Origin of the sequence: Streptomyces sp. DI166, assembly GCF_900091315.1 — a bacterium.
GTDB classification, from domain to species: domain Bacteria; phylum Actinomycetota; class Actinomycetes; order Streptomycetales; family Streptomycetaceae; genus Streptomyces; species Streptomyces fuscus.
Genome location: NZ_FLSP01000018.1, coordinates 1 through 19,227 on the forward strand (window position 1 = coordinate 1; position 19,227 = coordinate 19,227).

General features: G+C 71.9%; 20 protein-coding genes. 6 read left to right on the forward strand and 14 right to left on the reverse strand.

The genetic code is table 11. The features are described 5' to 3' along the window. Positions 1–628: EI24 domain-containing protein (locus GA0115233_RS11450; RefSeq protein ID WP_093720068.1), on the forward strand; the 628-nt coding region annotated here is incomplete at its 5' end. Here GA0115233_RS11450 and GA0115233_RS11455 read toward each other — a convergent pair. Continuing rightward, a complete protein-coding gene (locus tag GA0115233_RS11455; protein WP_093720069.1) occupies positions 588–1,802 on the reverse strand; it encodes a pyroglutamyl peptidase in 1,215 nt (404 codons plus the stop codon). The two genes, GA0115233_RS11450 and GA0115233_RS11455, sit on opposite strands and share 41 nt — an antisense overlap. A gap of 78 nt (positions 1,803–1,880) precedes the next feature. Then, positions 1,881–2,468: a TetR/AcrR family transcriptional regulator gene (locus GA0115233_RS11460; protein ID WP_093720070.1), complete on the reverse strand. Its 588-nt coding sequence runs from the start codon at positions 2,466–2,468 to the stop codon at positions 1,881–1,883. A 102-nt stretch (positions 2,469–2,570) separates the two neighbouring features. Between GA0115233_RS11460 and GA0115233_RS11465 the strand changes: the two genes are divergently transcribed. Next, positions 2,571–5,006 carry a beta-glucosidase family protein gene (locus GA0115233_RS11465; RefSeq protein ID WP_093720071.1) on the forward strand — a complete coding sequence of 812 codons (2,436 nt, stop codon included), beginning with the start codon at positions 2,571–2,573 and terminating at the stop codon, positions 5,004–5,006. A 69-nt stretch (positions 5,007–5,075) separates the two neighbouring features. Here GA0115233_RS11465 and GA0115233_RS11470 read toward each other — a convergent pair whose 3' ends face one another. Together GA0115233_RS11470 and GA0115233_RS11475 are read right to left on the reverse strand one after the other, a co-directional pair. Further along, on the reverse strand, positions 5,076–6,050 hold the full coding sequence (locus GA0115233_RS11470; RefSeq protein ID WP_093720072.1) for an aldose epimerase family protein: 975 nt from the start codon (positions 6,048–6,050) through the stop codon (positions 5,076–5,078). Between the two features lie 15 nt (positions 6,051–6,065). After that, the gene (locus GA0115233_RS11475; protein ID WP_093720073.1) at positions 6,066–6,968 is read right to left on the reverse strand and encodes an SGNH/GDSL hydrolase family protein; all 903 of its coding nucleotides are present in this window, start codon (positions 6,966–6,968) and stop codon (positions 6,066–6,068) included. Between the two features lie 257 nt (positions 6,969–7,225). Between GA0115233_RS11475 and GA0115233_RS11480 the strand changes: the two genes are divergently transcribed. Further along, positions 7,226–7,720, forward strand: a complete 495-nt coding sequence (locus GA0115233_RS11480) for a DUF3145 domain-containing protein (RefSeq protein ID WP_093720074.1) — start codon at positions 7,226–7,228, stop codon at positions 7,718–7,720. A 67-nt stretch (positions 7,721–7,787) separates the two neighbouring features. On the opposite strand, the gene fabF is transcribed toward GA0115233_RS11480, so the two are convergent. The 5 genes from fabF to fasR all read right to left on the reverse strand — a co-directional run bounded on the left by fabF (position 7,788) and on the right by fasR (position 12,728). Further along, positions 7,788–9,059, reverse strand: a complete 1,272-nt coding sequence (gene fabF / locus GA0115233_RS11485) for a beta-ketoacyl-ACP synthase II (RefSeq protein ID WP_093720075.1) — start codon at positions 9,057–9,059, stop codon at positions 7,788–7,790. Positions 9,060–9,144: 85 nt separating this feature from the next. Beyond that, the gene (locus tag GA0115233_RS11490; RefSeq protein WP_015660680.1) at positions 9,145–9,393 is read right to left on the reverse strand and encodes an acyl carrier protein; all 249 of its coding nucleotides are present in this window, start codon (positions 9,391–9,393) and stop codon (positions 9,145–9,147) included. A gap of 107 nt (positions 9,394–9,500) precedes the next feature. Continuing rightward, positions 9,501–10,502 (reverse strand): ketoacyl-ACP synthase III, encoded by a 1,002-nt coding sequence (locus tag GA0115233_RS11495; RefSeq protein WP_093720169.1) that lies wholly within the window; start codon positions 10,500–10,502, stop codon positions 9,501–9,503. Positions 10,503–10,518: 16 nt separating this feature from the next. After that, complete coding sequence (locus GA0115233_RS11500; RefSeq protein ID WP_093720076.1) at positions 10,519–11,433, reverse strand: ACP S-malonyltransferase; 915 nt, start codon at positions 11,431–11,433, stop codon at positions 10,519–10,521. A gap of 89 nt (positions 11,434–11,522) precedes the next feature. Continuing rightward, the gene (gene fasR / locus GA0115233_RS11505) at positions 11,523–12,728 is read right to left on the reverse strand and encodes a fatty acid biosynthesis transcriptional regulator FasR (protein WP_093720077.1); all 1,206 of its coding nucleotides are present in this window, start codon (positions 12,726–12,728) and stop codon (positions 11,523–11,525) included. A 63-nt stretch (positions 12,729–12,791) separates the two neighbouring features. Here fasR and GA0115233_RS11510 point away from each other — a divergent pair, with 63 nt between their 5' ends. Continuing rightward, entirely contained in the window at positions 12,792–13,445 is a 654-nt protein-coding gene (locus GA0115233_RS11510) for a pirin family protein (protein ID WP_093720078.1), read from the forward strand. Here GA0115233_RS11510 and GA0115233_RS11515 read toward each other — a convergent pair. Together GA0115233_RS11515 and GA0115233_RS11520 are read right to left on the reverse strand one after the other, a co-directional pair. Further along, positions 13,442–14,269 carry a serine hydrolase domain-containing protein gene (locus GA0115233_RS11515; RefSeq protein WP_093720079.1) on the reverse strand — a complete coding sequence of 276 codons (828 nt, stop codon included), beginning with the start codon at positions 14,267–14,269 and terminating at the stop codon, positions 13,442–13,444. The two genes, GA0115233_RS11510 and GA0115233_RS11515, sit on opposite strands and share 4 nt — an antisense overlap. An 18-nt stretch (positions 14,270–14,287) precedes the next feature. Next, positions 14,288–14,758 carry a GNAT family N-acetyltransferase gene (locus GA0115233_RS11520; protein ID WP_093720080.1) on the reverse strand — a complete coding sequence of 157 codons (471 nt, stop codon included), beginning with the start codon at positions 14,756–14,758 and terminating at the stop codon, positions 14,288–14,290. Between the two features lie 97 nt (positions 14,759–14,855). Between GA0115233_RS11520 and GA0115233_RS11525 the strand changes: the two genes are divergently transcribed. Beyond that, the gene (locus GA0115233_RS11525) at positions 14,856–15,320 is read left to right on the forward strand and encodes a MerR family transcriptional regulator (protein ID WP_176711737.1); all 465 of its coding nucleotides are present in this window, start codon (positions 14,856–14,858) and stop codon (positions 15,318–15,320) included. Next, on the forward strand, positions 15,317–16,336 hold the full coding sequence (locus GA0115233_RS11530) for an aldo/keto reductase (protein WP_093720082.1): 1,020 nt from the start codon (positions 15,317–15,319) through the stop codon (positions 16,334–16,336). Before GA0115233_RS11525 ends, GA0115233_RS11530 begins: the two co-directional genes overlap by 4 nt. Positions 16,337–16,339: 3 nt before the next feature. Here GA0115233_RS11530 and GA0115233_RS11535 read toward each other — a convergent pair whose 3' ends face one another. From GA0115233_RS11535 to GA0115233_RS11545, 3 genes are all read right to left on the reverse strand, one after another. Beyond that, positions 16,340–17,191: a DUF4429 domain-containing protein gene (locus tag GA0115233_RS11535; RefSeq protein ID WP_093720083.1), complete on the reverse strand. Its 852-nt coding sequence runs from the start codon at positions 17,189–17,191 to the stop codon at positions 16,340–16,342. A gap of 57 nt (positions 17,192–17,248) precedes the next feature. Beyond that, positions 17,249–18,466: an alpha/beta hydrolase gene (locus GA0115233_RS11540; protein WP_093720084.1), complete on the reverse strand. Its 1,218-nt coding sequence runs from the start codon at positions 18,464–18,466 to the stop codon at positions 17,249–17,251. 100 nt (positions 18,467–18,566) lie between these two features. After that, positions 18,567–19,193 carry a TetR family transcriptional regulator gene (locus GA0115233_RS11545; protein ID WP_093720085.1) on the reverse strand — a complete coding sequence of 209 codons (627 nt, stop codon included), beginning with the start codon at positions 19,191–19,193 and terminating at the stop codon, positions 18,567–18,569. Between the last annotated feature and the right edge of the window lie 34 nt (positions 19,194–19,227).

Here is a 19,227-nt window from a genome sequence, read left to right on the forward strand (position 1 = left end):
GAGCCCCTGGCTCGGGCTCTTCCGCGGCTTCCTCACGGTCCTGCTGTTCGCCCTCTCCCTGCTGCTGACCACGGTCACCTTCACCGCGGTCACCCTGCTGATCGGCCAGCCGTTCTACGAGAGCCTCTCCGAGCAGGTCGACCGGGACGTCTCCCCGGACGGCACCGCCCCCGAGTCGGGCCTGCCGCTCTGGCGCGAGCTGTGGATCTCGGGCCGCGACAGCCTCCGTATCGTCGTCCGGGCCGCGGTCTGGGGCGTGCTGCTCTTCGCGCTGGGCTTCGTCCCGGTCGTCGGGCAGACGGTGGTGCCGGTGCTCGGGTTCATGGTCACCGGCTACTTCCTCACCGAGGAGCTGACCGCGGTCGCCCTGCAGCGCCGGGAGATCGAACTCCGTGACCGGCTGCGGCTGCTGCGCGCCCGCCGGACCCTGGTGTGGGGCTTCGGCACGCCCCTCGGTGTCGCCTTCGTGGTGCCGTTCGTGGCGGTCTTCCTGATGCCGGGCGCGGTCGCGGGCGCCACCCTCATGGCGCGGGACCTGCTCGGTGAGGAGATCGTCGAGGACGACGACGAGGACGCCGAGGAGGAACTCAGCCAGCAGTCCGCAGGATCGCCCGCACCTGGTCGATGATGTCGAGCCGGTTGCGCACGAACTGCGGGTCGGTGACCTGGGTGGTGTTGCCCGGCCCGAACTGGAGCACCGGCGTGTGCACATGGCCCGCGGGCAGGGTGTCGTGCAGCCCGAGCCGGTCGCGCAGGAGCGTGGCGCGGTAGGCGATCTCGTTGGACAGGTAGTCACCGCCGCCACCGGCCCGCGCGACCGATCCCGGGGTGGGCCCGTCCGGCCGCACCACGGGCGTCGTACCGCCCGCCGGGATCTCGGTCACGGTGGTGTTGTCGTAGACCGGGAAGCGTCCGGTGTCCGCGGCCACGATCCGCTCGTACGGCAGGGTCGTGGTCGTCCACTGCGGCTGTGTGGCCGGGTCGTCGACCGGGACCGGGCCGGTGCTGCCGAGGTTGTCGTTGTCCGGGAAGCCGCCCCGCCAGGCCCCGTTGGTCCGCTCGACGTCGAACCGTCCGACCCGGCCCTGGCTCACGGTGGTCAGCAGGTCCACGCACTTCAGGTACGGCCGCAGGGTCCGCTCCACGGTGCCGTCCGCGAAGTCCCGCCAGCGCACCGGGAACACCGCCGTCTCGATCCGCGCCGGACCGTCCGCGGTCTGGATCACCGTGCCGTCGAGCGCGAGCGCGGTCGCCCCGGAGGGGTTGGAGATCCGGATGTCCCGGTCCAGCGTGAACGGGTCGAACCCGGTGAGCAGGATCCGCTTGATCCCCTCGCCGTGCGGATACCGGATCGCGCTCTGCCCGCGCGAGGTCCGCTCCAACTCCCCGAGCAGCGCCGACCGCTGCTCCGGCGAGAGCCCGAACCCCGGCTCCCAGGACCGCAGTTCCCTGGTCATCCCGAGCCGCGCCCAGTACAGCGGCCGGTCGTCGTCCCGGCTCAGGTCACCGCCCGCCGGGCCCCGCCCCTGCGCCCGCTCCACCGCCCGCCGCCACAGCGCGCCGCCCTCCCGTACGACGACGGCACGGGCCCGCGCGTACGAGCGCGCTCCCCGCAGCGCCGCCGCGAACTGCGGTGCCACGGAGTCGAATCCGGACCGGCGCAGGATCTCCTGCGGCACCGCCAGGTCGAGCCGCCGCTCCTCCACCGTGGGCTGCTCGGCGGCGGTCGCGGCGGCGGGGGCGGTGAGGGTCGCGGTCAGCGCCAGGCCCAGGGCCCAGATCCCCACACGTATGAGATTCACGGGAGTTGTGGTCCTTCCGGTGCGGTGGGGGAACGTGACGACAGTCCGTTTCCCCGCATCGGCACGCCGGAACCGCCGCTATCGAGCCACCTGTTCCTCGCCCAGCAGGGTGAGGAAGTCCCGGAACGCCTGCGGCATGTCCACCGACTCCGGGTCCAGCAGCCACTGGTACTGCAGACCGTCCATCACCGCCACCATCAGGGGCGCGGTGCGCTCCGGGGTGAGGCCGTTGGGCAGGCGGTCGCCGTACTCGGCGCGCAGGACCTCCGCCATGGCGGCGCGGACGCGGGTGTAGCGCCCGGTGAAGTACTCCCGTGCCGGGTGGCCCTCGGTGACGCTCTCGCCGAGCAGCGCCGAGAAGGTCTGGATGATGGCGGGCCGCATCGCGTTGTACTCCACCAGCGAGGCGAGCAGATCCACCCGCCAGCGGGTGTCGGGCAGCGCGTCCCACTGGTCGCGCTCCTGGAGCACCGCCACCAGCAGGGCGTCCTTGGTCGGGAAGTAGTGCAGCAGGCCCTGCTGGGTGAGCCCGACCCGCTCCGCCACCGCGGCGAGGCTGGCCCCCCGGTACCCGCGCTCGGCGATCACCTCAAGCGCGGCCCGCACGATCTCGGCGCGGCGCTCCTCGCTCCTGACCCTGGCGTTCATGGCGTCACGGTACGGCAGGAATCCGACCTGAACATAATCGAGGGATAACGAAACCTACCGAGTAACAGGTAGCGTGTGCGCGACGGAGGGCACGGCACGGACTCACCGAGGAGGCACCGCATGGCGGGAACCCGTACCCAGGCCGACGAGGCACGCGAGACGGCCGTCGAGACGGCCCTGGCCCGGCTCGACCTCGATGCGAAGACCCGGCTGCTGGCCGGCCAGGACATGTGGACCCTGCCCGCCCTCCCTGAGATCGGCCTCGCCTCACTCGTGATGTCCGACGGACCCATCGGCGTCCGGGGCGTGCGCTGGACCGCCGACGACCCCTCCGTCGCCCTGCCCTCCCCGACCGCCCTCGCCGCCACTTGGGACCCCGAACTCGCCCACCGCGCGGGCGTCCTGCTCGCCCAGGAGGCCCGCCGCAAGGGCGTGCACGTCCTGCTCGCGCCCACCGTCAACCTGCACCGCTCCCCGCTCGGCGGACGGCACTTCGAGGCCTACAGCGAGGACCCGCTGCTCACCGGGCTGATCGGCGCGGCCTATGTGGAGGGCGTCCAGTCGGGCGGGGTCGGCACCACCGTCAAGCACTTCGTCGCCAACGACGCCGAGACCGAGCGCTTCACCGTGAACAACAAGGTGAGCGAACGCGCCCTGCGTGAGCTGTACTTGGCGCCCTTCGAGACCATCGTCGCCAAGGCCCGCCCCTGGGGGATCATGACCGCCTACAACGCGGTCAACGGCACCACGATGACCGAGCACCACCACCTGGTGAACGAAGTCCTGCGCGGCGAATGGGGCTTCGACGGCGCGAATGTCTCCGACTGGATGGCCGCCCGCTCCACCACCGGCGCCGTCGAGGGCGGCCTCGACATCGCCATGCCCGGCCCCGGCACGGTGTACGGTCCGGCCCTCGCGGCGGCCGTGCGCTCCGGCCAGGTCGAGGAGGCCCGCGTGGACGAGGCCGTACGCCGTGTGCTGCGGCTCGCCGCCCGGGTCGGCGCGCTCAAGGGCGCCGAGCCGGTGGTCGCCGAGCCGCCCGCCGAGGTCGACGGGCAGGCGCTGGCCCGCGAGATCGCCCGCCGCTCCTTCGTCCTCGTCCGCAACGAGGGCGCACTGCCGCTCCCGCCCGGCGGCTCTGTCGCGCTGATCGGCGCCGCCGCGCGTGACGCCCGCGTCCTCGGCGGCGGCTCGGCCATCGTCTTCCCGGCCCGGACCGTCTCCCCGCTCGACGGACTGACCGCCGCCCTCCCCGAGGGCAGCCTGACCTACGCCGTCGGCGCCGACCCCAACACCGAACTCGCCGTCGCGGACAAGGGATTCGCGCTGCGGGCCGTGTGCCGGGACGCGGCGGGACAGGTCATCGGCACCTGCTCCGCGCCCAACGGCCAGATCCAGTGGATGGGTTCGGACCTGCCCGAGGGCGTCACCCACGACACCCTGCGCTCCGTCGAGCTCACCGGCACCTTCACCCCGCGCGAGAGCGGCCCGCACACCCTCGGCATCAAGGGCCGCGGCCACTTCGTCCTCACCGTCGCGGGCACCACCCACTACGCCGGCAACCGGGGCGGCGGCCGGTCCGAACCCTTCGCCGCCTTCTTCGGCGGCCCCGAACCGCATGCCGTGGTCGAACTGACCGCCGGGGAGCCGGTCGAGGTCTCCCTCACCCACACCGTCAGCATCCCGGCGGACGCCCCCGTCAAGGGCGTCGGCTTCACCCTCGTCCACCAGGAACCGCGCCGCGACCCGGACGAACTGATCGCCGAGGCCGTCGTGGCCGCGCGGGCCGCCGACACCGCCGTCGTCGTGGTCGCCACCACCGAACTCGTGGAGTCGGAGGGCTTCGACCGCACCGACCTCACCCTGCCCGGCCGCCAGGACGACCTGGTCCGCGCCGTCGCCGCCGTCAACCCGCGCACCGTCGTCGTGGTCAACTCCGGCTCCCCGGTGGAGATGCCCTGGCGCGACGAGGTCGCCGCGGTGCTGCTGAGCTGGTTCCCCGGCCAGGAGGGCGGCGCCGCCCTCGCCGACGTCCTCACCGGCGCCGAGGAGCCCGGCGGACGCCTGCCCACCACCTGGGGCTCCCTCGCCGACGCCCCGGTCACCCGGGTCGCCCCCACCGACGGCGAACTGCCCTACACCGAGGGCGTCTTCATCGGCTACCGCGCCTGGGAACGCGAGGGCCGCGCCCCCGCCCACCCCTTCGGCCACGGCCTCGGCTACACCACCTGGGCCTACGACTCCCTCGAACTCGACGGCACCACCGCCAAGGTCCGCGTCCGCAACACCGGCGACCGCCCCGGCCGCGAGGTCGTCCAGCTCTACGCGGCCCCCACCGAGCCCGACGCCGAGCGCCCGGCCCGCGAACTCGCCGGATTCGCCACGGTGACCGCGAAGCCGGGGGAGACGGTGGAAGCCGTGATCGACATCCCGCGCCGGGTGTTCGAGATCTGGGACGAGAAGACCGGCTCGTGGTCGTTTGTGAAGGGTTCGTACGAGATCCAGGCCGGTCGCTCGATCATGGACCGCAGGCTCACCGGGACGATTAACGTCTGATCCGGGACCCTGTCCCCAAGCCCAGCCCCGGTCCGGGACCTGACGCCCGGACCGGGGCTGAACGCTCTACTACCGCGTCGAGAACCCGTACACCGTCTCCGAGCGGTACACCTCACCCGGCCGCAGCACCGTGCTCGGGAACTCCGGGTGGTTGGGGGAGTCGGGGAAGTGCTGGGTCTCCAGCGCGATGCCGTCGTTCGGGGCGTAGGGGGCCAGCAGATGATCACCGGTGTAGAGCTGGAGGCCCGGTTCGGTCGTCGCGACCGTCAGTACGCGGCCGGACGCCGGGTCGTACAGCTCGGCCACCTCCACGGGGCCGGCCGTAAGGCCCTTGTCCAGCACGAAGTTGTGGTCGTACCCCGGACCCGCCGTGCGCGGCTCGCGGAAGTCGAAGCGGGTCCCCGCCACGGACTCCACGCCGGTCGGGATCAGATCGGCGTCCACCGGGGTGAACCGGGAGGCGGCCAGGCGCAGTTCGTGTCCGGCCGCGCTGCCCGAGCCCGCCCCCGAGAGGTTGAAGTAGCTGTGGTTGGTCAGGTTCACCACGGTCGGCGCGTCCGTCACCGCCTCGTACGCGATCCGCAGCGCCCCGTCCTCGTCCAGGGTGTACGTCGCCGACACCTCCAGGCGGCCCGGGAAGCCCTCCTCGCCGTGCGGCGAGACCCGGCTCAGCCGCACCCCGTGCGCGACCGGCTCCGCGTCCCACAGCCGCTCGTCGAAACCGCGCTCACCGCCGTGCAGACAGTTCGCCCCGCTGTTGACGGGCAGCGCGTACGACCAGCCGTCCAGCGTGAAGCGCCCCTTGGCGATCCGGTTGGCGTACCGGCCCACGAGGGCGCCGTAGTACGGCCCGGGATGCGCGGGATACCCGGCCGCCTCCTCGAACCCCAGCACCACGTTCGCGGCCACGCCGTCCCGGTCCGGGACCTCCACCGACTGCACGATCCCGCCGTACGTCAGCACCCGCACCCGCACCCCGGCCCGCTCCAGGGTCCAGCGGTGCACGGCCGTGCCGTCGGAAAGTGTGCCGAAGAGTTCGTTCATGTGCGGAACTTTAAGTCACGGCAACTGCGCCGTGACCGCCCGGTAGGCGATCTCGGCCAGCTTCGCCTGGCCGTCCACGCTCGGATGGAACCGGTCCCAGCGGCTGAGCTGGTCCGTGCCGAACCGGACCGCGTGCACCGCGCCCCCGTCGAACCGGCACCGCTTGTCCTTCGCGCACACCTCCTCCAGCACCGTGTTGTAGTCCGCCACCCGCTCCCGCACCGTGTTCCGGCGCTCGGTCGCTGCCGAGTCCAGCGAGTCCGCGTCGGCGAGCATCGACTGGCAGATACCGGCCCACTTCCACACCTGCTTGCCCAGCGTGTCGGTCCGCCCCTGCGACCACAGCCGCTGAAGGTCCGGCACGCTCGCCACGAACACCTGCGCCTTGGGCGCCGCCCCGCGCAGGGTCCGCATCGACTCCTCGAACCGCGCCCGGAAGTCGGCCACCGACGTCATCGCCGCGGTGCTGTCCCGGCAGGCGTCATTGGCCCCCACCAGCACCGTCACCAGCTCCGGCCGCCGGGTCGCCGCCTGCGCCATCTGCCCCGGCAGATCCGCGATCCGCGCCCCGGTCACCGCGTAGTTCCAGCTCCGCTCGGCGGCCTTCGCCGGGCCCAGCAGCCGTACCGCGAGACTGTCCACCCGCTCGCTGGTGCCGGTCGCCCACGAGACCTCCTTGCAGTCCGAGAGCACCGAGCAGGCGTCGAAGCCGGTGGTGATGGAGTCGCCGACGGCCGCGATCGACCCAGGGCTGCTGTCCCACGCCGGAGTCGGCTTCGGGCTCGGCTTGCCCCGCTGCACGTTCGTCCCCGAGGGCCCCGGTGAGTTCCCGCCGACGGCGTCGCAGCCGGCCAGTCCGACAACCGCCGCGGACACCACGGCGAGTAAGGCAAGTGAGCGGTGACCGGTCCTGTGCATCCGCTGCTGATCCCCTCGCTCGACGGCCGACTTCTCCCCTCCCCATACAACGTGCGGGAGTTCCCGGGCGCCCGCGACGCAACGCCCGGGCCCCGTACAGGCGTCCTGCCGGGTGAATGGCGGGCGTTTCACGGCACCGGGACCGACGGTACGTCACACTCCTTGCGCCGCCGCACGGTAGCCTCGCCATCAACGTGGCCCTGCCGCCACGGCCGTCCACCAGTTCGCAAGATGTCCCGCTCAGCCCGGAGGTCCCGGTGACGACACGTGGAGTTCTGTACGTGCACTCCGCGCCGCGCGCGCTGTGCCCGCACGTCGAGTGGGCCGTCGCCGGGGTGCTCGGCACGCGCGTCAACCTCGACTGGATCCGGCAGCCCGCCGCGCCCGGCACCTGGCGCTCGGAGTTCTCCTGGCAGGGCCAGCCCGGCACCGCGTCGAAGCTGGCGTCCGCCCTCAGAGGCTGGCACCTGCTGCGCTTCGAGGTGACTGCCGAGCCCTGCCCCACCGCCGAGGGCGAGCGCTACAGCTGCACCCCCGACCTCGGTATCTTCCACGCGGTCACCGGCATCCACGGCGACATCCTCATCCCCGAGGACCGGCTGCGCGCGGCCCTGCAGCGCAGCCAGCGCGCGGAGACGGACCTGGAGGCGGAGCTGTCCAAGCTGCTGGGCAAGCCCTGGGACGACGAGCTGGAGCCGTTCCGGTACGCGGGCGAGGGCGCCCCGGTCCGCTGGCTGCACCAAGTCGTCTGAGACGCACCGAAAGGGCCTGCCACCTCTTGCGAGGTGGCAGGCCCTTTCACACGCCCGAGGGCGATGGTCAGACGGTGCGGAACGCCAGCACCACGTTGTGACCGCCGAAGCCGAACGAGTCGTTCAGCGCGGCGATCCGGCCCTCGACCGGCAGCTTGCGGGCCTCGCCGCGGACCACGTCCGCGCTGGCCTCGGCCTCCGGGTCGATGTTGTCGACGTTGATGGTCGGCGGGGCCACCCGGTGGTACAGGGCGAGCACGGTCGCGACCGTCTCGACACCACCGGCGCCGCCGAGCAGGTGCCCGGTCATGGACTTGGTCGCGGAGACCGCCATGTGGTCGGTGTCGTCGCCGAACACCTTGCGCAGCGCCTTCAGCTCCGCGATGTCACCGGCCGGCGTCGAGGTGGCGTGCGCGTTGACGTGCACGATCTCCGACGGCGCGAGGTCGGTGCGGTCCAGCAGGTTCTGCAGGGCGTGCGCGATACCGCGGCCCTCCGGCTCCGGCTGCACGATGTCGTGGCTGTCGGCGGAGATGCCCTGCCCGACCGCCTCGGCGTAGACACGAGCCCCGCGCTTGGCGGCGTGCTCGGCGGACTCCAGAACGATCACACCGGCGCCCTCGCCGAGGACGAAGCCGTCCCGCGCGAGGTCGTAGGGGCGCGAGGCGCCCTCGGGGTCGTCGTTGTTCTTGGACATCGCCATCATGTTGCCGAACGCGGCGATGGGCAGCGGGTGGATCGCCGCCTCGGTGCCGCCGGCGACGACCACGTCGGCACGGCCGGTGCGGATCATCTCGATGGCGTAGCCGATGGCCTCGGCGCCCGAGGCGCACGCGGAGACCGGCGTGTGCACGCCCGCGCGGGCGCCCACGGCCAGACCCACGTTCGCGGAGGGGCTGTTCGGCATCAGCATGGGGACGGTGTGCGGGGAGACGCGGCGGACGCCCTTCTCCTTGAGCACGTCGTACTGGTCGAGCAGGGTCGTCACGCCACCGATGCCGGAGGCGATGACCGCACCGAGCCGGTCCGGGTCGACGGAGGAGTCCTCGCCGGCCTTGTCGGTGAAACCGGCGTCGGCCCAGGCCTCCTTCGCGGCGATCAGCGCGAACTGGGCCGAGCGGTCCAGTCGGCGGGCCTGCGGACGCGGGATCACCTCGGTCGGCTCCACGGCGACCGGCGCTGCGATACGGACCGCCTGGTCCGCGGCCCAGTCCTGGTCGAGGGGCTTGACGCCGGAACGTCCGGCGACGAGGCCCTCCCAGGTAGAGGCCGCGTCGCCACCCAGCGGTGTGGTTGCGCCGATACCGGTGACGACCACGGTGCGATTGGTCGAGCTCACGGGAATTCTTTCTCCAACGGGATACGAGGATCAGCGGCGCCACCGCCGGGTGGCGGGGCCGGGCACATCCGGCCTAAGCGGAAACTCAGGCCTGGTGCTTGAGGATGTAGTCGGTCGCGTCGCCGACCGTCTTGAGGTTCTTCACGTCCTCGTCCGGGATCTTGACGTCGAAGCGCTCTTCGGCGGCGACGACGACCTCGACCATGGACAGGGAGTCGACGTCCAGGTCGTCGGTGAAGGACTTGTCCAGCTGGACGTCCTCGACCGGGATGCCGGCGATCTCGTTCACGATGTCGGCGAGACCGGCGACGATCTCTTCCTGAGTGGCGGCCATGTCAGGCGCTCCTTCGTAGTAATCCAGAGGGTTTGGCAAGTGCCCGCCGCGTCAGCGGCAAGCAGGTACGGCCGGTCCGGACCGAGTGAAGATCCGGCACGGAGTGCCTAGGGGAGGGTAACGACAGTGGCGGCGTAGACGAGACCCGCCCCGAAGCCGATGACGAGCGCGGTGTCGCCGCTCTTCGCCGCGCCGGTCGCCAGGAGCCGCTCCATCGCGAGCGGGATCGAGGCGGCCGAGGTGTTGCCGGTGGTGCGGATGTCGCGGGCGACCGTGACATGCTCCGGCAGTTTCAGCGTCTTCACCATCGAGTCGATGATCCGCTCGTTGGCCTGGTGGGGAATGAAGACGTCCAGGTCGTCCGGGGTGATCCCGGCCGCGTCCAGCGCCTGCTGGGCGACCTTCGCCATCTCGAACACGGCCCAGCGGAACACCGCCTGGCCCTCCTGCGTGATCGCAGGGAACTTGTCGACCTCGCCGGTGCGGTAGTCCGTCCACGGCACGGTCTGCTTGATGGTCTCGGCCTTGTCGCCCTCGGAGCCCCAGATGGTGGGGCCGATGGCGGGCTCCTCGGCGGGGCCGACGACGACCGCACCGGCACCGTCGCCGAACAGGAAGGCCGTGGCGCGGTCCTCCAGGTCGGTCAGGTCCGAGAGCCGCTCCACGCCGATGACCAGCACGTATTCCGCGCTGCCTTCGACGATCATGCCCTTGGCGAGGGTCAGGCCGTAGCCGAAGCCCGCGCAGCCGGCCGAGATGTCGAAGGCGGCGGCCTTGTTCGTGCCGAGCTTGTCGGCGATCTCGGTGGCGACGGCCGGGGTCTGCTTGAAGTGCGAGACGGTGGAGACGATCACGCCGCCGATCTGCTCGGCGGAGATACCGGCGTCGGCGATGGCCTTGCCGGACGCCTCGATCGACATGGCGGCCACGGTCTCCTCGTCGGAGGCCCAGTGCCGGGTCTCGATCCCGGAGCGCGAGCGGATCCACTCGTCGGAGGAGTCGATCTTTTCGAGGATCACCTCGTTCGGCACGACCCGGGTGGGACGGTAGCCGCCCACACCGAGGATGCGCGCGTACGGGGCACCCTTGCTGGGCCTGATCTTCGACATCTGCTCGGACTCCTTGTCAGGCACTGTGCTCGGCGATCAGCTCGCGAGCCGCGTCGAGGTCGTCGGGGGTCTTCAGGGCGAGCGTCTTCACGCCGGGCAGCGCGCGCTTGGCGAGGCCGGTCAGGGTGCCGCCGGGGCACACCTCCAGCAGCGCCGTGACACCCAGCTCCTTGAAGGTCTCCATGCACAGGTCCCAGCGGACCGGGTTGGCGACCTGGCCGACCAGCCGCTCCAGCACCTCGGCGCCGGTGGCCACGGCCTGACCGTCCTTGTTGGAGACGTAGGCGACCTTCGGGTCGTTCGCGGACAGCTCCTTGGCGGCCTCGGCGAGCGCGTCCACGGCGGGCGCCATGTGGTGCGTGTGGAAGGCTCCGGCGACCTTCAGCGGGACGACCTTGCGCACGCCCTCGGGCTTGTCCTCGGCGAGCGCGGCGAGCTGCTCCAGGGTGCCGGCGGCCACGATCTGACCGGCGCCGTTGATGTTCGCCGGGGTCAGGCCGAGCTTCTCCAGGTGCGCGACCGAGGTCTCGGGGTCGCCGCCGAGCAGCGCCGACATCCCGGTCTCGGTGATCGCGGCGGCCTCGGCCATGGCGAGCCCGCGCCTGCGTACGAGGGTGAGGGCGGCGGTGTCGTCCAGGACGCCCGCGAAGGCGGCGGCGGTGATCTCACCGACGCTGTGCCCGGCGACGGCGCCCGGAGTGACGGCACCCAGTGCCGCGGCGGACAGGATTCCGGCAGCGACCAGCAGCGGCTGGGCCACCGACGTGTCCCGGATCTCGTCCGCGTCGGCCTTGGTGCCGTAGTGGACGAGATCGAGGCCGACGGCGTCGGACCAGGCGGCGACGCGGTCAGCGGCGCCGGGCAGGTCGAGCCAGGGAGTCAGGAAGCCGGGCGTCTGGGCGCCCTGGCCGGGAGCGACGAGTACGAGCACTCTCACACTCTCTCTTGTGGACGGCCACGGCCGCCCGTGGGGACAGGGACGAAGAACAGCAGGGGGTTTTGTGGACCCCCGACAAAACCCTACGGCTGAAGATCGCCGTCGACCAGACGCCCCAGGATCAGCGCGATCCGCAGCGTGAACGCTGAACGTACGTCCGAAGGCGACCAGCCGGTGACGTCAGTCACACGTCGAAGCCGGTAGCGCACGGTGTTGGGGTGCACGAACAGCATCCGGGCGGCGCCCTCCAGACTGCTCGCCTGTTCCAGATAGACCGAGAGGGTCTCCAGGAGTGCGGAGCCGGCCTCCTCCAGCGGTCTGTAGATCTCCTCCACCAACTGCTCGCGCGCGCTGGGATCTCCGGCGATCGCGCGCTCCGGAAGCAGGTCGTCCGCCAGGACGGGCCGCGGGGCGTCCTGCCAGGCGGAGCACGCCTTCAGCCCGGCGGCGGCGGCCTGCGCGGACCGGGTGGCGGCCAGCAGATCGGGCACGATCGGCCCGGCCACCACCGGTCCGGCGGCATACGGGCCGATCAGGGACTTCGCGACGGCGAGCGGGTTGTCGCTGCCGCCCGCGATCACCACGAGCCGGTCGCCGAGCACCCCGGTGAGCACCTGGAGCTTGGCGTGCCGGGCGGCCCGCCGGATCGCCTCCACGGTCAGCTCGGAGTCCCCGTCGGGCGCGGTGCCGAGCACCACGCAGACGTGCTCCGGGGAGTTCCAGCCGAGCGCGGCGGCCCGGGAGACGGCGCCCTCGTCGGCCTCGCCGCTGAGCACCGCGTTGACCACCAGCGACTCCAGGCGGGCGTCCCAGGCACCGCGTGCCTCGGCGGCCTGGGCGTAGACCTGGGCGGTGGCGAAGGCGATCTCGCGGGCGTAGACGAGCAGGGCCTCGCGCAGCACGGACTCGTCGCCCGGGGCGGCCACCTCGTCGATGGCGGACTCCATGACCTCGATGGTGGTGCGCACCATCTCCACGGTCTGCCGCAGCGTGATGGCCCGGGTCAGCTCGCGCGGGGCGGTGCCGAAGACGTCCGTGGAGATCGCCTGCGGGGCGTCCGGGTGCCGGAACCACTCGGTGAACGCCGCGATACCGGCCTGGGCGACCAGGCCGATCCAGGAACGGTTCTCCGGGGGCATCGCCCGGTACCACGGCAGGGTCTCGTCCATGCGCGTGATGGCCTGGGCGGCCAGGGAGCCGGAGGACTTCTCCAGCCGCTTCAGGGTCGCTGCGTGCGGGTGGACGTCATGCGCTGCGGCTTCGGACTTGTGGGCTTCGGGTTCGGGCACGGGGACAAGACTGCCTTATCCGGACGGGCGAGTGCGCCGTCGGGGTCTACGGTGGGGTCCGTGATGGACGTACGGCGCGCCGACGAGCGCTACCCAGGCGGCGACGAGGAGGCCGGGATCACCTCCCGGCACGCCTTCTCCTTCGGGCCCCACTACGACCCGGACAACCTCCGGTTCGGCGCGATGATCGCCTGCAACGAGGAGCGGCTGGCGCCCGGCGCGGGCTTCGACGAGCACCCGCACAGCCACACCGAGATCGTGACCTGGGTGGTGGAGGGCGAGCTGACCCACCGCGACTCGACGGGACACGAAACGAAGGTACGGGCCGGTGACGTACAGCGCCTGAGCGCCGCGTCGGGCGTCCGGCACGTGGAACGCAACGACGGCGACACCCCGCTGACCTTCGTCCAGACCTGGCTGGCCCCGCTCCAGCCGGGCGGCGACCCCACGTACGACCACGTCCCCGGCATCGCCGACTCCACCCCGTACGCCGTCCCCGAGGCCGGCACCCTGCTCCACGTCCGCCGTCTGACCCCGGGCGAGCGCACGGCGGTGCCGGACTCGGAGCGGGTCTACGTCCATGTGGTGCGCGGCGAGATCCGGCTGAGCGACGAGACGCTGACCGCCGGGGACGCGGCACGGCTCAGTGCGGAGACGGACCTGGAGGCGGTCGCGGTGACCGCGGCGGAACTGCTGATCTGGGAGATGTCGGCCTAGCGGGCGCCCCGGACCTCCGTCAGTACGGCGTCGGTGAAGGCGGGCCACGCCTCGATCGCCCAGGGTCCGAAGGCCCGGTCGGTCAGGGCGACACAGGCGACGCCCGCGTCCGGGTCGATCCACAGGAAGGTGCCGGACTGCCCGAAGTGCCCGAAGGTACGCGGAGAGGACCCCGAGCCGGTCCAGTGGGGCGACTTGCCGTCGCGGATCTCGAAGCCGAGCCCCCAGTCGTTGGGGTTCTGGTGCCCGTACCCCGGCAGCACGCCCTTGGTCCCCGGGTACTGCACGCTCATGGCCTCGGCGACGGTCCGGGGGTCGAGGAGCCGGGGCGCCTGCACTTCGGCGGCGAACCGCAGCAGATCCTCCACGGTGGACACGCCGTCCTTGGCGCAGGAGCCCTCCAGAGACGTCGAGCCCATCCCCAGCGGCTCCAGCACCGCCTGCCGCAGATACTCCGCGAACGGGATGTCGGCCGCCTTGGCGATGTGGTCGCCGAGCTGCTCGAACCCGGCGTTGGAGTACAGCCGCCGCTCCCCGGGCGGGGCCAGCACCCGGTGCTCGTCGAAGGCCAGCCCCGAGGTGTGCGCGAGCAGATGCCGCACGGTGGCCCCCTCCGGCCCGGCGGCCTCGTCCAGTTCGACGGCCCCCTCCTCGTACGCGACGAGCGCGGCGTACGCGGCCAGCGGCTTGGTGACGGAGGCCAGCGGGAACCGCCGCGCCGTCTCCCCGTGCACCCCGAGGACAGTGCCGTCCGCCCGCACCACGCCGGCGGCGGCGTGCGGAACGGGCCAGTTTTCGATCAACGCGAGACTGCTCAGCGACATGCCTGGAGCCTAAGCCGCTCACAGGTGCAGCCGCATCGAGGGGTCCGGGTCGCGGGTGAAGCCCAGGGAGGCGTACAGGGGCTCGGCCGACTCCGTGGCGGTGAGCATGACGTAGCCCGCGTCCTTCGTACGGAACCAGGCCAGCAGGTCCTCCATGCAGGCCCGGGCGTAGCCGCGGCGGCGGGCGGTGGGGTCGGTGGCGACGCTGAAGACGTAGCCGATCCGGCCGTGCGGGTTGCCGGAGCGGCCGATGCGGTACTCCAGGGTCCCGGCGGCCAGGGCCGCCAACCCACCCGGGCTGTCGGGGTGGTCCACCACGAACGCGGCGAAGTCGTCGTCGGGGGAGGACAGTCGGGCGCGCAGGGTGGGCAACGACTCCGCGTGCCAGCCGGTTTCGCCGGGCTCCGGGGCCATGGAGTCGATCATCACCTGACGCAGCCTCAGCACTTCGGCGGCGTCCTCGGGCGTGGCACGGCGTACGAGGCTCATACGGCGCACGGTAGTTGTGGCGGTCACCGCACGTCGCCCGGATTTCTTACCGTTTCCGCTTGCTTGGAGCGCACTCCAAGGCCATAGCGTGGAGCGCATGACGGTGATGGAGACCACGGGTACCAGGACCGACACCTGCGCGGGTCCGCCCCGCGCGGACCGCCGACCGGACGGGCAGGACAGCTACACGATCAGCGAGGTCGCCGCCTTCACCGGCCTGACCGCGCACACCCTGCGCTGGTACGAGCGGATCGGCCTGATGCCGCACATCGACCGCTCGCACACCGGCCAGCGCCGCTACAGCAACCGCGACCTGGACTGGCTCGACCTGGTCGGCAAGCTCCGGCTCACCGGTATGCCCGTCGCCGACATGGTCCGCTACGCCGAACTGGTCCGCGAGGGCGACCACACCTACGGCGAGCGCTACGAACTGCTGGAGCAGACCCGCCGGGACGTGCTGTCCCGGATCGCGGAACTCCAGGACACGCTCGCCGTCCTCGACCGCAAGATCGCTTTCTACGGCGACGCCGGGCACGCCCTGGCGTCGGAAAGGCCCCGATGACCGACAACAGCAGGATCGCGACCGTACAGCTGGGCGACAAGGGCCCCGAGACGGGAGTGCAGGGCCTCGGCTGCATGGGCATGAGCTTCGCCTACGGCCCCTCGGACGCCAAGGAGTCCCGCGCCACCCTGGAGCGGGCCCTGGAACTCGGCGTCACCCTCTACGACACCGCCGACGCCTACGGCGCGGGCGAGAACGAACTCTTCCTGTCGCCCTTCTTCCGCGCCCACCGCGACGAGGTCGTCGTCGCGACCAAGTTCGCCCTGTCCATCCCGCCGGGTGAGCCCACGCGCCGGGTCATCCGCAACGACGCCCCCTACATCCGCCAGGCCGTCGAGGCGAGTCTGAAGCGGCTGGACGTCGAGACCATCGACCTCTACTACATGCACCGGCGCGATGTGAACGTCCCCATCGAGGACACCGTCGCCGTCATGGCGGAGCTGGTCCGCGAGGGCAAGGTCAAGCACCTGGGCCTGAGCGAGGTCACCGCCGCCGAACTGCGCGCCGCGCACGCCGTGCACCCCATCGCCGCCGTGCAGTCGGAGTGGTCGCTGTTCAGCCGGGACATCGAGGCCCAGGTGGTCCCCGCCGCCCGCGAACTGGGTGTGGCCCTGGTGCCGTACTCCCCGCTGGGCCGGGGTTTCCTCGCCGGTTCCTTCGGCTCGGCCGACAAGGACCTCACCGAGGGCGACTTCCGCCGTCAGCAGCCCCGTTTCACCGGCGAGAACGCCGCCGCCAACGCCGCGCTCCTCGCGCCGATCCGCAAGCTCGCGGACGCGCACGGCGTCTCCCTCGGCCAGATCGCCCTCGCCTGGGTCCAGCAGCAGGCGAAGGTCCACGGCCTGCCCGTGGTCCCGATCCCCGGCACCCGCAGGCCGAGCCGGGTGGAGGAGAACACGGCCGCCACCCGGATCGAACTGACCGCCGAGGAACTGGGGTTGCTGGAGCCGATCGCCGGACAGGTGGCCGGGGACCGGTACGCGGACATGACGTTCACGTCCGCCGGCCGCGAATAGGCGCTACAACTCGGCCAGCAGTTGGGCCTTCTTCACCGAGAACTCCTCGTCGGTGACCAGCCCGGCCTGGTGCAGTTCCCCGAGGTGACGGATCCGCTCGGCGATGTCCGCGGGGTCCCGGCGCGGTGCGACCACCGCCGGGACCGCGGGCCCCGCCGAGCGCACCGCCGCGAGCACCGACGCCGCGAACGGCAGCGATTCGTGCACCGGCCCGTACCCGAGCCCGAACACCACGGCCGCCGGATCGTGGTCGACCTGCGCCGGGGAGTCCACCCCGCGCCTGAGCAGCCGCAGATACCCCTCGAACACCTCGGGGGAGCGCCACTCCACGCCGGTCAGGTCACTGATCGCGAAGGACTGGTCGCCCGCCTTCCACTTGGCCGAGGACGCGCCCGTCCAGAACCAGCGGAAGGAGACCGTGCGCCCGTCGAAGGACGCCTTGCCGTCGTACGCCTTGAACGACCGCGGCGGCTCGGGCGCCGCCACCAGGAAACGGTCCGCGGGCCCGGACTCGCCCAACTGCCCCTTGAGTTCGTCGGCGTAGTACTCCGCGAGCGTCTCGCGGTCGGCCGGCAGCACCAGCCGGTAGGGATCGCACCCTTCCTTCAGCTGCCCGTCCGCCGCCTCCAGCAGCGGATCGGCCCCGGGCCGCAGCTCGGCGCGGAGCACCACCGTCCCGCGCTTGCCCGGCGACAGCGTCACCCCCGATATCGCCGACAGCGGCACCCGGCGCTCACCGAGCGCCTGAAGGAGCTTGGGTGTTCGCATCCCCCGTTCGTAACGGATGAGCACGGAGTCGGACTCGAACTCCCAGGCGGCATGAAATCCGGCCAGTACGTCACCCATGCGGCTCATCGTATGCGGCACGAGCTCCTCCGTCGCCTCCTCGCGCAGACCGTAGTTTCTGCGCCTCTACGCGCGTCCGACCTTCGTGGTGGCGGACAAACCCTCCCGACAGTCTTCGCCATCTTCGGCGCACTGCACCGACGCGTACTGGCCAACCCCGATCTCGGCGAAGTTGCGCACACTGTCCGTGCCCGGCTCGAAGTAGCCGCTGTGACCCTCCGCGTCCCGCGCCGACAGCACCCGGGCCCCGAAGCCCTCGGCCACCGGGTCGGCGCCGTGGCCGAGCCCGCCCAGCTCCAGGTTGGGCACGTCCGCGATCCAGTCGTCGGCGTCCCGCATCGCCCACACCCGCGCCGAGGTGCCCAGGTGGGACACATGGGCGACCCGCATTCCGGGACTCCCGGCCACCGCGATGTCGGCCACCCGGTCGGGCAGCTCGTCCGCGGCGACCCCGCACACTACCGAGCCGTAGCTGTGGCAGAACAGCGACACCGGGGAGCTTCCGGGCAGCGCCCGCACCAGCGCGTTCAGCCGTACCGCGCCGCGGGCCGCGCGGGCCGCGCTGGCGGACTCGATGCCGAGCCCGCCGGGCGCGGTGTAGTCGGCCCACGCGATCACCGCCGTACGCGTCACCGGGGAGGCGGTGCGCTCGGCCGCGTACAGCGACTGCGCCATGCCGACCGGTGCCGAGTACTTGCGGTAGCTGCGCTGGAAGGTGAGCAGATCGGTGTCGACACCGGGGACGACCACCGAGATGCGCTGGGCGCGGTCGAGGTCGCCGAAGACCTCGGCCACCCGGCCCGAACCCGCCGGGTCGAAGGCGAGGATGTGCCGTCCGGGGCTCATCAGCGCCTCGTAGCGCTCCATCCGGCGGCCCGCCTCCGCCTGCCCCGCACGCGTCAGCCGGCGGTCGTGCATCCGCTCGCGCTCCACCTTGCGGGCCTGGAGCAGCGCCACGCGGTTGGCGCGGTAGCGCAGCTTGACCGGGGCGCCGTTCATGTTGCCGACCACGAGCGGGTAGCGGCGCACCAGGGCGGCGCTCTGCTCATTGGTGAGCGTGGCGAAGAAGCGCGCGAGCAGCGCCGGTTCGGAGTCCGGGGAGGGCAGATCGCGTCCTGCTATCCGGCCCTTGTCCCAGGCGGCGAGCGATACCTGCAGCGCGGGCGTGGTGCGCTGGTTGCGCAGCGCCGTCCAGCCGGTGGTCGCCAGCATGACGAACACCACGGCCAGCGCGAGCAGTGCGCGCCAGACGTTCAGTTGCGGGGACGTGTCGAAGGAAGTCACTGGGAGGACACACTAGGAGAACGGACGGGTCTCGCGTTAACCGAGTGACCGGGATCACGTTTCGTGGTAGATCCCGGCCGCGCCGACCGTCCGCCCCCGGTCAGCCCTGCCGCCAGCTCTCGGTCAGTGCGGGTCCCACCTGTTCCAGGTAGGAGACGGTCAGTTCGCGGATTCCGGCCAGGCTGAAGTCATCGCCCTGGCTCCACTGCCGTTCCGTGACTCGCATCACTCCGCCGAAGACCGCCACCGCCAGCCGCGGCCGGGGATCGGCGTCCACGTCGAGCCCCTCGCGCTCGGCCAGCACCCGCGCGATCTTCTCCTCCGTCTCCGCCGAGCGCCGCAGATGCGCGGCGAGGAGCGAGGGCGTCGACTCCACCTGCCGGTACATCCGCAGATGCAGCTCCACCGGGACGACCGACTCGACGACCTCGCTGAGCCCGTCCCAGCCCTCCAGCACCGCCCGCCGCAGCGCCTCCATCGGCGCCTCCTCGGGCGGCCTGCGCCGTACCGCCGCCACGTAGTACGCCTCCACCATCTCCTGGACGGCGAAGGCGGCCTCCTCCTTGTTGGCGAAGTAGCGGAAGAAGGTGCGCTGGGAGACCTCGACGGCGGCGGCGATGTCGTCGACCGTCGTCTCCTCGTAGCCGCGGGTGGTGAAGAGTCCGAGCGCCGCGCGGAGCAGCGCGATGCGGGTGCGCTGCTTCTTGCGCTCGCGAAGTGTCTGCATATGCGTCAGTTACCGACTTGTGAATTGGTTTGTC